Annotated in this window: 11 protein-coding genes; 1 reads left to right on the forward strand and 10 read right to left on the reverse strand. The window is 62.2% G+C overall.

What is annotated here, in order from left to right:
• The gene (locus MESCI2_RS0116960) at positions 1-1,230 is read left to right on the forward strand and encodes an MFS transporter (RefSeq protein ID WP_430981667.1); all 1,230 of its coding nucleotides are present in this window, start codon (positions 1-3) and stop codon (positions 1,228-1,230) included.
• A gap of 7 nt (positions 1,231-1,237) precedes the next feature.
• Here the strand turns inward: MESCI2_RS0116960 and MESCI2_RS0116965 are convergent, their stop codons facing one another.
• The 10 genes from MESCI2_RS0116965 to MESCI2_RS0117010 form a co-directional block, all read right to left on the reverse strand.
• Complete coding sequence (locus MESCI2_RS0116965) at positions 1,238-2,083, reverse strand: EamA family transporter (RefSeq protein ID WP_027037619.1); 846 nt, start codon at positions 2,081-2,083, stop codon at positions 1,238-1,240.
• A complete protein-coding gene (locus tag MESCI2_RS0116970; RefSeq protein ID WP_027037620.1) occupies positions 2,080-2,982 on the reverse strand; it encodes an endonuclease/exonuclease/phosphatase family protein in 903 nt (300 codons plus the stop codon). The genes MESCI2_RS0116965 and MESCI2_RS0116970 overlap by 4 nt, the downstream gene beginning before the upstream one ends.
• Before the next feature lie 164 nt (positions 2,983-3,146).
• Positions 3,147-4,697, reverse strand: a complete 1,551-nt coding sequence (locus MESCI2_RS0116975; RefSeq protein ID WP_027037621.1) for a cation:proton antiporter — start codon at positions 4,695-4,697, stop codon at positions 3,147-3,149.
• Between the two features lie 269 nt (positions 4,698-4,966).
• Entirely contained in the window at positions 4,967-6,031 is a 1,065-nt protein-coding gene (locus MESCI2_RS0116980; protein WP_027037622.1) for an ABC transporter ATP-binding protein, read from the reverse strand.
• 16 nt (positions 6,032-6,047) lie between these two features.
• Positions 6,048-6,839, reverse strand: coding sequence for an ABC transporter permease (locus tag MESCI2_RS0116985; protein ID WP_027037623.1), 792 nt, complete (start codon positions 6,837-6,839; stop codon positions 6,048-6,050).
• Positions 6,836-7,750: an ABC transporter permease gene (locus MESCI2_RS0116990; RefSeq protein ID WP_023810098.1), complete on the reverse strand. Its 915-nt coding sequence runs from the start codon at positions 7,748-7,750 to the stop codon at positions 6,836-6,838. Before MESCI2_RS0116990 ends, MESCI2_RS0116985 begins: the two co-directional genes overlap by 4 nt.
• Positions 7,751-7,813: 63 nt before the next feature.
• Positions 7,814-8,920: an ABC transporter substrate-binding protein gene (locus MESCI2_RS0116995; protein ID WP_027037624.1), complete on the reverse strand. Its 1,107-nt coding sequence runs from the start codon at positions 8,918-8,920 to the stop codon at positions 7,814-7,816.
• A gap of 242 nt (positions 8,921-9,162) precedes the next feature.
• Entirely contained in the window at positions 9,163-10,335 is a 1,173-nt protein-coding gene (locus tag MESCI2_RS0117000) for an iron-containing alcohol dehydrogenase (protein ID WP_027037625.1), read from the reverse strand.
• Between the two features lie 17 nt (positions 10,336-10,352).
• The gene (locus MESCI2_RS0117005) at positions 10,353-11,741 is read right to left on the reverse strand and encodes an aldehyde dehydrogenase family protein (protein ID WP_027037626.1); all 1,389 of its coding nucleotides are present in this window, start codon (positions 11,739-11,741) and stop codon (positions 10,353-10,355) included.
• A gap of 128 nt (positions 11,742-11,869) precedes the next feature.
• Complete coding sequence (locus MESCI2_RS0117010; protein WP_027037627.1) at positions 11,870-13,240, reverse strand: glutamine synthetase family protein; 1,371 nt, start codon at positions 13,238-13,240, stop codon at positions 11,870-11,872.
• Positions 13,241-13,279 lie beyond the last annotated feature (39 nt).

A 13,279-nucleotide genomic window follows, 5' to 3' on the forward strand; every position in this document is an offset into this window, starting at 1 on the left:
ATGGAGGAAGATTTGCCCCTTAATTCGCAGCAGAAGAAGACTGTCCTCGCCTCATTCCTGGGCTGGACGCTCGATGCTTTCGATTTCTTCCTTCTGACATTCCTGCTTACCGATATCGCGACCGAATTCCACGCCGACGTGCCCGCGGTCTCCAAGGCGCTGTTCCTGACGCTGGCAACGCGCTTCATCGGCGCTTTCTTCTTCGGCATGCTTGCCGACAAATACGGGCGCAAGCCGATCCTCATGCTCAACATCGTGAGCTATTCGGTGATCGGCGCGCTGGCCGCCTTCTCACCCAATCTCGGCATATTCCTCGCCCTGCGTGCTTTGTTCGGCATCGCCATGGGCGGCGAATGGGGGCTTGGCAGTTCGCTGGCCATGGAATCCATCCCGCCGAGCGCACGCGGCATGGTCTCCGGCATCCTGCAATGCGGCTATCCGGCCGGTTATCTCTTGGCGGCGGTGGTCTATGGCCTGCTCTATCAGCAAACGATCGGCGGCTACACGATCGGCTGGCGTGCCATGTTCCTGCTCAGCTTCGTGCCGGCGCTGATTGTGCTCTTCATCCGCTCGCACGTGCCGGAATCGCCAGCCTTCGTCGAAGCGCAGAAGACCGCGAGACCGGGCATGTGGGAAACCCTGCAGAAACACTGGGGCGTCGCGCTCTATGCCGTCGTGCTGATGATGTTCTTCAATTTCTTCAGCCATGGCACGCAGGACCTCTACCCCACCTTTCTGAAAAAGCAGCACGGCTTCGATCCGCATACGGTGAGCTGGATCACCATCGTCGCCAATATCGGCGCCATCGTCGGCGGCCTGGCATTCGGCGCGCTGTCGGAGAAGATCGGCCGCGTCAACGCCATCACGCTGGCCTGCCTGATCGCCTTGCCGTCGATTCCGCTTTGGGCCTACTCGACCACGCCGTTCATGCTCGCCATCGGCGCCTTCGTCATGCAGGTCGCGGTCCAGGGCGCCTGGGGCGTCATCCCCGTGCACCTCAACGAGCTTTCGCCCGGAGCGGTGCGGGCGACATTGCCCGGCTTTATCTATCAGGCGGGCAATCTCGCCGCGTCCTATGGCGGCCCCTATCAAGCAGGAATCGCTGAAAGCGCCGGAGGCAGCTATGGCTATGCCCTGGCGCTGTTCGCAGGCGTGGTCGCCGTCTGCATCATCGTCGTCATCCGCTTCAGCCCGGAACGACGTGGCCAGGTGATGACCGTCCTGACCTGAGCGGCGCCTAACCAAGCCTCAGCGCGACGACACCGGCCACGATGCTGAGCGCGGCGGCACCGCGCCAGCCGGTCATTTTTTCGCCGAGAGCGAAGACCGAGATCGTCATGGCAAACAGGATCGAGGTTTCGCGCAGCGAGGCCACGGAGGCGATCGGTGCTTTGGTCATCGCCCACATGACGATCCAGTAGGCGGCGCCGCTGAGCACGCCGGTGAACAGCCCTGCCTTCCAGTCGCGCGCCAGCACCGGCAGTGCCTTCGGCCCGCGGAAGATGAGGCACAGCACCAACGCGCCTAAAGCATCGCAGATGAACAGCCAGGCGGCATAGCTCTGCGCGGTTGCCGCCAGCCGCGCGCCACTGCCGTCCGACAGCGTATAGCTGGCAATGAAGATGGAAGTGCCGAGCGCGAAGCCAACCGCGCGCAGATTGAGTTTTTCCAGATGCGCGCCGCCACGAAACGACATCACCAGCGTGCCGGCCGACAACAGGAAGATACCGAGCATGGCGAACGGGCCGGGGATCTCGGCAACGACGAACATGCCGCCAAAGGCCGAGAGCAGAGGTGCGGTGCCTCGCGCCAGCGGATAGGTCTGGGCGAAATCGCCCGCCTTGTAGGCGCCGATCAGGAAGGTCCGGTAGCCCATGTGGAAAATGACGGAGGCGATGATGTAGGGCCACACCTCCGCCTTCGGCACTTCGACGAAAGGCAGCACCACGAGTGCCGCAGCGCCCATGCCCAGCGTCATCAGCGTGATCGACAGGAAGCGGTCGAGATGGACCTTGACCAGCGCGTTCCAGATCGCGTGCATGGCGGCGGCGGCAAGCACTGCGAAAAAGACGAAAAGCGTCATGTGGCAATGCCGGGCGTTTCCAGGTCGATGTCGACCCGCAGCGGAAAATGATCCGAGGCAACCTCGTCGATATCGGCACTGATCGAACGCACCCGCGCGGCCAACATGCCGCCGACGAAACAATGGTCGAGCCGGCGTTTTGCCAGCCTGCCGTCGATGGTCTTCACATGGGTGTGGAAGTCCGGAACCGGCTCCCCGGCAACGGCGGCGGCATCGACGAAACCGCTGAGATAGGCGGCACCCCGATGGTAGGGCGTGCTGCCGACGATGCGGCGATACTCGGCGCTGTCCGGCTCCATGTTGAAATCGCCCATCCAGATCGCCGCCAGCGGGTTTTCCGGCTCCGCCTCGCCGCTGGTCCAGTTGCGCGTGGGCTCGTCGTCGACGCCGCTCCACGGTCCGCCATCGGACGGTGCCCGGCGATGCTCGCCCAGGAGATAGTCGATCTGCTCCAGCCGCTCCTCGGCCGCGATGTGGGCGAGATGCAGCGACAACACCCGCACCGGCCCTGCCGGCGTGCGGATCATGCATTCAAGTGCTGCATTGCGGGTGTTGAGCGGCCGTTGCGTGCGGCGCATCGGCAGCGCATGCAGCCGCGACCAGACGATCGGCAGTCTCGACAGCACCATGGTGCCGAACTGGCGGCGCCGATTGACCAGACGGCCGTCGCGCCTTTCGCTGGCATCCATGTCGAAGGCCGGGCCGTAGACCCAGTGATGTTCGGGCAACAGACGGGAAAGCAACTCCGGCTGGTCGTCGAAATTGCTGCGCTGCCAATGCCGTTCGACTTCCTGCAGCGCAATGATGTCGGCGCCGGCAACGATGCGCGCGGCGCGCGAAAGATCGTAGCGGCCGTCGCCGCCGAACCCGTACTGGATGTTGTAGCTGACCAGCTTCATTGCTTATCCGGCTCAATTTCGTGTTGGCAGTAGCGGTTCGATGCCATGGTTGCAATGTGCAGGAGAATGGACGTGGCTTGGACCAGCCTTGCTTAACCGGGATCATGCACCGATCCCGAAGCACTTCGGTATCTTCCGTGCGCCGGAAAACGGCGCGCGATGCCTTAAGTATTCAGCGGCTGGAACCGGCCGGGTGGCGACGCCGCCAGTTCGGTCCAGTCGATCTCTTCCTCAAGGCGATGATAGGCTTCGTCGCCAATCGTCCCGTTGCGGCGCAATTCCTCCAGCGCGTCGCGCTGGCTCTTGATCGCGTAAAGACGCAAGCGGTCATATTCGGTCGCCGCCTGGGCATCGTCGGGATTTTTGGCGATCTTGCGTTGAGCGGCATATTGCTCGCGCACCGCGGCCGCCGCGTCCGATGTCTTGCCGCTCAATATGTCGAGCGCCGCCTGCATGACCACAACGCGTGCCTGCGCAACCTCGCGGTCGACGGTTTCGTCAGGGTCGAGGTTCAGCAGGCGCAGCAGCGGCTTCAGGCTCATGCCTTGCAGCACCAGCGTGCCGAGCACAACCGTGAAGGCAGCGAGCACGATCGGGTCGCGGGCCGGGAAGTCAGCCGGCAGGGCGAATGCCGCCGCAAGCGTCACCAAACCGCGCATCCCGCACCAGCCGATCAGCACGCCGCCACGAAACGACGGAGCGTCACGCTGACGATCAGCCACGCCGAAACGGCCAAACCACCTGATGATCGTGCCGCACCCCAGCACCCAGATGAGGCGTGAGACGATGACGATGGCAAGCACTGTCCCGGCCAGGACGAACGCATCGGTCTGCCCCTGCCCGGCAAGCCGGCCGACGATCGTACGCGCCTGCAGGCCCATCAGCACGAAAGCCAGCACGTTGAGCACGAAGACCGCCGTTTCCCAGACCGAATAAGAACTGATGCGGTTTCTGGCCGGCATGCGGCGCGGCGCGGTGCGCGCGATCGTCATGGCATAGACGACTATGGTGATGATGGCCGACAGTCCGATCCTGTCGGCCAGGATCCAGACCCCGAATGTGCCGGCAAATTGCACCACAGTGCCGCTCGCCGGGTCTTCGATCCGGCCCAGCGTCATCAGAGACAACCGGCCAAGCAGGTAGCCGGCGGCAAGGCTGCCGAGCGTGGACAGCAGGATCATCGGAACGGCGCTGCTCAGCAGAATGGAACCTGCTGCCGCCGAAATCGCCATCCGGTAGATCAGCAAGGCGGTGGCGTCGTTGAGCAGGCTCTCGCCTTGCAGAATGGCAGTGATGCGGTGCGGCACCTTGAACTGGCCAAGCACGGCCGATGCCGCAACCGCATCGGGCGGCGCCACGATGGCGCCAAGCGCTATGGCCGCGGCGATCGGCAGACCTGCCATCGCCCAGCCGGCCAGCGCGACCGTCGCCGTCGTGAAAAGGACGGCACCAAGCGCCAGCAGCACAAGCGGCACCCTGTAGCGGTTGAGATCGCGCAGCGACGTGTCATAGGCGGCATCGAGCAGCACCGGCGCGATGAACAGGGCAAGCGCCAGTTCCGGGTCGATCTCGATGGTCGGCACGCCAGGCACGAAGGCGATGCCTACCCCCGCCAGCGCCAGCAAAGAGGGGTAGGGAACCTCCAGCCGTCGCGACAGCGCCGTCAGCGCAACGGCGATCAACAGCAGAACGAGTGTCAGTTCGAAAAGAACCATGGCCTGTTATAGCCGGGAAGCGAGGTTCTGGCAGCGGCAAAGCGGCTGGAAACTGTTGATTTGCCCAGCAAGCTCGAGCCGGCAGGATACCTCGAATTGCCTTTCTGCTAATTTGACAAATGCGCTGACCCCACCGGCATCGAGATCACCTGATATCGGGTTTGCTTAAACAACCGACTTCGCTGCATTGCCCCATGCCACGCGGGCGCAAGCATCCTCCCGTCTCGTAGACTGGGATGCAGCCATTCATTCCAAACAAGCGCGGCAGCCTAGTGCAGCACCAGCATATCGCTCGACGAAAACGAGATCTCGGCCTTTTCACCGACCGCGGGCGGCGGTGTCGCCGGGCTGTTGAATGTGTCGAGCGATACCGTGTTGCCGCCAATGCCGACGCGAACCCGGATGACCGAGCCGAGGAAATGCACTTCGGAGATTTCGCCGGACAGGCTGGAGTCGCGGCCGGGCTGGCGGCCAAGCGAGATGGCTTCCGGACGCAACGCCAGCGACAGCGTGTCGCCCGACTTGGAACCGTTGAGCTTGCCCTTGAGCGAGACCTGTTCGGAATTGACCCGCACCGTGCCTGCGGCGGCATCGGTGACGGTGCCTTCGAGCACGTTCAGCGTGCCGACGAAATTGGCGACGAACTTGGTCGCCGGGCGGTTGTAGATCTCGAACGGCGTGCCGACCTGCTCGGCCTTGCCGCCATACATGACGGCGATCCGGTCCGAGATCGACAGCGCCTCCTCCTGATCGTGCGTCACGAAAATGGTTGTGATGCCGAGCTTCTTCTGGATCGAGCGGATTTCCTCGCGCAGCGACACGCGCACCTTGGCATCGAGCGCCGACAGCGGCTCGTCGAGCAGCAAGAGCTTCGGCTTCGGCGCGATGGCGCGAGCCAGCGCGATGCGCTGCTGCTGGCCGCCCGAGAGCTGATAGGGATAGCGATCCGCCATCTGCGGCAGCTTGATAATGCCGAGCATCTCGGTGACACGGGCATCGATGTCCGCCCTCGGCATGCCGGCGACCTTCAAGCCGAAGCCGATGTTCTGCGCCACGGTCAGGTTCGGGAACAGCGCATAGGCCTGGAACACCATGCCGACATTGCGCTGGTTGGGCTTCAGCCTCGTAATGTCCTTGCCGCTGACGACGATCGTGCCGGCGCTCGGTTCCTCGAAACCAGCCACCATGCGCAGCACCGTCGTCTTGCCGCAGCCGGATGGCCCGAGGAAAGAGACAAATTCGCCGCGCTCTACGTCGAGATTGAAATCCTCCACCACCGTGGTGGCGCCGAAGGATTTTCGAACGTGCTGGATGGAGAGGAATGGGTCGGCCATGGGGTGGTTCTCTCGATCAATTTGGGCGGTTCGCCGATTTCGGCGCGAAGCGGGACAGTATCTGGATCAGCGACATGCAGCCCCAGGTGATGGCGAAGGCAATGATGGCAAGTGCCGCCGGCTCATAGGCGCGGTTGGCGCCGATATTTTGCAGATACGGGCCGAAAGCAGGCCGGTTGAGCAGGCTCGCCATGGTGAATTCGCCGATGACGATGGCGAAGGTGAGGAAGGCCCCCGAGAGCACCGCGATCAGCACGTTGGGCAGGATGACACGGGTGATGATCGTTCCCCAACCAGCGCCAAGGATCTGTGCAGCTTCCGTCAAGGTGCGCACGTCGATTGTGCGAAGCCCGGTGTCGACGGCGCGATACATATAGGGCAGCGCCAGTGTCGCATAGCCGATGACCAGCAACGCATTGGTGCCTGTATCGGTCGCCAGGAACGGCAGCGGCGAATTCGACCCGTACATTCTGATGTAGCCGAAGACGATGACGATGGCCGGAATGACCAGCGGCAGCAGGGTAATGAATTCGACGATCGGCCGCAATTGCGGCAGCCGAAGCCGGATCCAATAAGCGGCGGGCACCACGATCAGCACGCCGAGAATGATGGTGAAAACGGCTGCCAGTACCGAATAGCCGAAGGTGGCCTGGAAACGGGCATCGCCCAACACGACCTTGTAGGCGTCGAAGGAGTACTCCCCGCGCCGCATGCGCATCGAGAACTCCACGGTCGCGATCAGCGGGATGAAAAAGTAGGCCGCGCCAAGAGCGAAGACGAGCCAGGCCCAGAACTTTCCCGACTTCATTTCAGCCACCTCTCGGAACGGGTCCGGAACCAGATGTAGAACACATTGGCAAGACCGGTGATGACGATCATGCCGAAGGCGATGGCATAGCCGAGATGGGCATTGTGCAGCACATCTCCACGGATCTGTGCATAAAGCAGGATCGGCACGATGTTGAGCGACGAGCCGGTCAGCGCATAGGCGGTGGCGATGGCGCCGAAGGCGTTGGCGAACAACAGGATCACGGTGCCGAGGAAACTCGGCCAGATCACCGGAATGACCACCATGCGCCAGTACTGGGACATGGTCGCGCCCAGCGTCGCGGCTGCCTCGCCCCATTCCTTCTTCAGCCCGTCGATGGCTGGCACGATGATCACCACCATCAGCGGTATCTGGAAATAGACATAGGTCAGTGTCAGGCCCCAGAATGACAGGATGTTGAAGCCATGCGCGTAGATGTTAAGGCCGAACACGGTGTTCAGGATCACCGTCGCAAGGCCGAGGCGGCCGAGCGTGGCGAGGAAGGCAAAGGCCAGCGGCACGCCGGCAAAATTGGAGGCCACGCCGGAAAACGTCAGTGTCGCCGAACGTATCCAGTCCGGCAGGCCACCGCGCACGATGGCGATGGCAATCGCCAGGCCCGCAAATGCGCCAATCAGCGATGAAGCAAGACTGATCTTGATCGAAATCCAGTAGGCGGCAACGATGGACGGTTGCGCCAGCGCTGCGATGTTCTCGAGAGTGAATTCGCCGGCATCGTTCTGGAATGCACCCAGCATCAGATAGAGCGTGGGCAGGATGAGGAACATGATGGCGAAGATGAAGAAAGGCGCGACACCAAGCCATTGTGTCGGCAGCCGCATGCTGCGTGCTTCGGCGGGAGGCGCGGTCTTCCCGGTAACAGCGTGGTCGGACAATGAGATATCGGTCATGCGCCGGCTACCGTCTTCGAGAGAAGGACCGGGCGGCCGCGAAGCCGCCCGGCATGGTGTGAATTACTTGACGTTGGCGCCGACGACGGCATCCCAGTTCTTGGTGATGGCTTCCTTGGACTTGCCCTGCTCGTCGAGTGTCGGGAACACGGCGGAAGCATAGGCTTCGGCCGGCGGCAGCTTGGCCAGGATGTCAGCCGGGATCTTGCCGTTCTTGGCGAGATCGTTGAAGCGGATCGGGTGGCAATAGCCTTTCAGCCAGCCGATCTGGCCTTCGTCCGAGTAGAGGTATTCGAGCCAGAGCTTGGCTGCATTCGGATGCGGCGCGTAGGCGCTGATCGCCTGCACGTAGACACCGGCGACAACACCGGTCTTCGGCACGACGACGTCGACGGGCGGATTGCCCTTCAGCGTGTCGCGGCCGGCGAGCGCGTTGTAGTCCCAGGTGACGAGGATCGGAGTCTGGCCCTGGGCGAGCGTCGCGGCCTTTCCGATGACCGGCACGAAATTGCCGGCGGCGTTGAGCTTCTTGAAGAAGTCGAGGCCAGCGGTGCCGGCAGCTTCACCGGCGGCGGCGCCTGACGACAGGCCGGCGGCATAAACCGCCTGGATAGCCTGGTTCGAGGCCCGCGGATCACCGGCTAGGGCTACCGAGTTGGCGAATTCCGGCTTCAGCAGGTCGGCCCAGTCGGCCGGAGATTCCTTGACGAGGTCCTTGTTCACCTGGAAGGAAAGCACGCCGTAATAGTCGCCGGTCCAGAAGCCTTCGGCATCCTTGGCGCTGTCGGGGATCGAGTCCCAGGTCGACACCTTGTAGGGCTGGATCAGGCCATCGGCCTTGGCGGTCGGGCCGAAGGACAGGCCGACGTCGATGACGTCGGGCGCCTGCGGGCCCTTGTTGTCCTTGTTGGCCTTGATCGCCTCGATCTCGTCGCCGGAACCGGCATCGGGATTGAGTTCGTTGACGGTGATTTCCGGATACTTCGCCTTGAAGCCTGCAATGACGTCGCCGTAACCGCACCAGTCATGCGGCAGCGCGATGGTGGTGAGCTGGCCTTCCGCCTTGGCGGCCTTGACGAGATCGTCCAGCGAATCCGCGGACGAAATCACCGTCGACGCGAAAAGCGCCGCGGCCGAAAGGGAAAGCACTTTCCCCGTGAATTTGAACATGTGTTCTCTCCGTTGAACTGACGCCGTTGGACGCCTGCGATGCGGTATCGTTTTCATGTGACAGCCAGATGAAAGCTTTGTGAAAGCGGCTGCTCGCAGTGCGAAAAAGTAAACTCTTTTTAACCTGATGTAGCAATCGCTCCGCGATTCTTTTTCCGGCTAACTAGTTTTTGCCTTGCCCGTCATCCTCCCCCTTGTTTTCATAGCCCCTTTTCAGATCACTTTGCGGCGCGGAAAACGCCTCAGATCGTGCCGGCGATGGCGTTTTCGAGCAAGGTCAGCGCCGCCTTCTTGGTCAGCTTGACCGGGTTGCCGCCGGCGGTCGGATCGACCACCGCCATGTCGGCGATCAGCGCCTTGCGTTTCTTGTCCATGTCGAGCCCTTTAATAAGGCCCGGCAGCGCATGCGGCACCTTCAATTCCTTGCGCAGCCTGATGATCGCCTTGGCGAACCCGTTGAAGCCGCCCTTGATGCCGCAATAGGCGGCGAGCCGGCCGATACGCTCCTCGATGGAGTCCCGGTTGAAGGCCAGAACATAGGGCATGAACACCGCGTTGGTCATACCGTGATGGGTGTCGTAGAGCGCGCCGATCGGATGCGACAGCGAATGGATGGCGCCGAGCCCCTTCTGGAACGCGGTGGCGCCCATGGCAGCGGCGCTCATCATATGGGCGCGGGCGACGAGATCCCCGCCGTTGGCATAGGCCTTCGGCAGGTTCTCGAAGACTAGGCGCACACCTTCGACGGCAATGCCGTCGGCCATCGGATGATAGCCCGGCGCGCAATAGGCTTCGAGACAGTGCGCGAGCGCATCCATGCCGGTGCCGGCGGTGATGAAGCCGGGCATGCCGACCGACAGTTCCGGATCGGCGATGACGATTGCCGGTAGAAGTTTCGGATGGAAGATGACCTTCTTGGTGTGCGTCGCCTCATTGGTGATGACGCCGGCGCGGCCGACCTCCGATCCGGTGCCGGCTGTGGTCGGCACGGCGATGATCGGCGCTATCGCATCGGAATTGGCGCGCGTCCACCAGTCGTCGACATCCTCGAAATCCCACACCGGCCTGACCTGCCCGGCCTGGAAGGCGATCAGCTTGCCGAGATCGAGCGCCGAACCGCCGCCGAAGGCGATGACGCCGTCATGCTTGCCCTTCTTGAACACGGCGATGCCGGCGGTCAGATTGGATTCGACCGGGTTCGGCCTGACCTCGGAGAAGACGCCGTAGGGAACTTTGGCTTCGTCGAGTATCTTCAGCGTCGAGGCGACGACCGGCAGTTTCGCCAGGCCCGGATCGGTGACGAACAACGGCCGCTTGATGCCGGTGGCCGCCAGTACCTCCGGCAATTCCTTAATGCGGCCGGCGCCGAAGCGGACGGTGGTGGGATAGTTCCATTTGGAGATCAGCTTGGACATTTTTTTCTTTCAATAAATCAGATGGCTTCGCGCAGATGGAATGATTTCGGCCTGGTGAGATTGTCATAGCCGATGGCCGACAAGCCCGCGCCCTTGCCGGTGTCCTTGACGCCGGTCCACACCAAGGCCGGATCGAGGTAGTCGCAGCGGTTCATGAACACCGTGCCGGTCTCGACGCGGTTGCCGATCGCAACGGCATGCTCGGTATCGCGCGTCCAGATCGAAGCGGTCAGTCCGTAGGGGCTGTCGTTCATCAGCGCGATCGCCTCTTCGTCGTTGCGCACCTTCATGATGCCGACGATCGGGCCAAAGCTTTCCTCGCGCATGACGCTCATCTGGTGATCCACATTGGTCAGCACTTCCGGCGCCAGATAGGGCGAGCCGGCCCTGTCGTTAGCCACCTTCATGTTGATGTGCGCCTTGGCACCCTTGCGCAGTGCCTCGGCCTTCTGTTCACGGATCAGGTCGGCGAAGCGCGCCTGCGCCATCGGTCCCATCGTCGTCGTCTGGTCGAGCGGATTGCCGACGACATAGTTCTTGGTCTCGGCGATAAAACCTTCGACGAATTCGTCATAGACCTTCTCGTGCACATAGACACGTTCGATGCCGCAGCAGCACTGGCCGGAATTGTAGAAAGCGCCGTCGACTAGGTTGGCTACGGCATGATCCATCTTGGCGTCAGGCAGCACATAGGCCGGATCCTTGCCGCCAAGCTCGAGGCCGAGCGTCATGAAGGTGCCGGCCACCGCCTTTTCGATGGCGCTGCCGCCGCCGACCGAGCCGGTGAAATTGACATGGTCGATCTTGCCCGAGCCGAGCAGTTTTTCGGTCTGGGCGTGATTGAGCACGACATTCTGGAACACACCTTTGGGCAGGCCGACCTTGTCAAAAGCCTGCTGGAAGCGTTCGCCGACCAGCAGTGTCTGCGCCGCATGTTTGAGGATCACGGTGTTGCCTGCCATCAGCGCCGGCACAATGGTATTGACGGCGGTGAGATAGGGGTAATTCCACGGCGCGATCACCATGACGACGCCAAGCGGGTCCTTCTTCACATAGCGGCGAAAGCCATCCTTCGGGTTGGAGGCAGGCACGGATCTGAGCGCCTGCTCGGCGATCTCGACCATGTAGGTGGTGCGTTCCCTGACCCCGCCGAACTCGCCGCCGTAGCGCACTGGACGCCCCATCTGCCAGGCGATCTCCGGCACGATCTCGTCTGATATCGCGACCAGCGCTTCGAGCATGGCGAGCATGTACTTGCCGCGCTCGACAATCGGCGTCTCAGCCCACTTTTCTTGCGCCGCCTTGGCGCGCTCGACCGCGGCATTGATCGCCTGATCTGTTGCGATCGGCCGCTCGGCATAGATCGAGCCATCGACGGGGGTAATGAGTTTGACCGTCTCGGTCATTTTGTAAGTCCTCGTATTCTACATCAAAAATCGTATGGGCTGGCGCTGCCCCTCATCCGCCTGCCGGTACCCCTCTCCCCGTTCTTCACGGGAGAGGATGGGTGAGGGGCGGCGCGAACGGTCGGTAACTAATACCGCTCGAACCCCCTGTGCAGTTCCCAATCCGTAATCCGGCGGTCGTATTCGAACTGCTCCCACTTAGCGGTGTGGACATAATGTTCGAGCACGTCCTCGCCGAGCGCCTGCCTGAGCATCTTCGACTTCGCAAGCGTCTCGGTGGCATCGCGCAGCGTCTTCGGAATCTCCGGCAGGCGCGATGCCTGATAGGCATCGCCGACGAACGGCTTCTGCAATTCCAGCTTCTCGTCGATGCCGGCAAGGCCGGCGGCGATCAGCGCTGCGAAAGCAAGATACGGGTTCAGATCGGCGCCGCCGATGCGGCATTCCATGCGGATGCCCTTGGTGCCCTCGCCGCACAGGCGGAAGCCGGCGGTGCGGTTGTCCTCGCTCCACATGATCTTGGTCGGCGCGAAGGTACCGGCCTGGAAGCGCTTGTAGGAGTTGATGTAGGGCGCCAGAAACCAGGTGAACTCCTTGGCATATTTGAGTTGGCCGGCGGCCCATTGCTGGCCAAGTGTCGACAGCGTCCAGTCGGCCTTTTTGTCGAAGAACAACGGTGTCTTGCCGTCGGCGCTCCACAGCGAATTGTGGATGTGGCTGGAATTGCCGGCGAGCCCGTAATTGTACTTGGACATGAACGAAATCGCCTTGCCCTCGGACTCGGCGATTTCCTTGGCGCCGTTCTTCAGGATGACGTGGCGGTCGGCCATGTCGAGCGCCTCGGCATAGCGCACATTGATCTCTTCCTGGCCCGGACCCCACTCGCCCTTGGAGTTTTCGATCGGGATGCCGGCCGCTTCCATCTCGTTGCGAAGCCGGCGCATGACGCCTTCTTCCTTGGTAGTGATGCCGATCTGGTAGTCGCCGATGTAGGGCGATGCGGTGTCGAGACCTTGCCAGTGCTTCTTGCGCGCGGAATCATAGGTCTCGTTGAACAGATAGAATTCGAGCTCGGAAGCGAAATAGCCGATATAGCCGCGCTCGCTCAGCCGCTTGACCTGCTTCTTCAAGATGGCGCGCGGCGAGTGCGGCAGGTCGTCATGGGTGTGGTGGTCGAGCACGTCGCAGATCACGAGTGCGGTCTTTTCCAGCCAGGGAATGCGCCGCAGCGTGGCGAGATCCGGCTTCATGACGAAATCGCCATAGCCCTTCGACCAGCTCGCCGCCTTGTAGCCCGGCACCGGCTCCATATCGATGTCGGCGGCCAGCAGATAGTTGCAGCCATGCGTTTCGTCATGCGCGGAATCGACGAAGTACTGCGCCAGGAAGCGCTTTCCCGCCAGCCGTCCCTGCATGTCGACGATGCAGGCCAGCACGGTGTCGATCTCACCGCTGGAGACCGCTTTCTTCAACTGATCGAACGAGAAATTTCCGGCCATTCCTTTGGCACTCCAGCGCTTGGGCTTTGAATGAGTTGA

It is taken from the genome of Mesorhizobium ciceri WSM4083, from assembly GCF_000519305.1.
Taxonomy (GTDB): Bacteria; Pseudomonadota; Alphaproteobacteria; order Rhizobiales; family Rhizobiaceae; genus Mesorhizobium; species Mesorhizobium ciceri_B.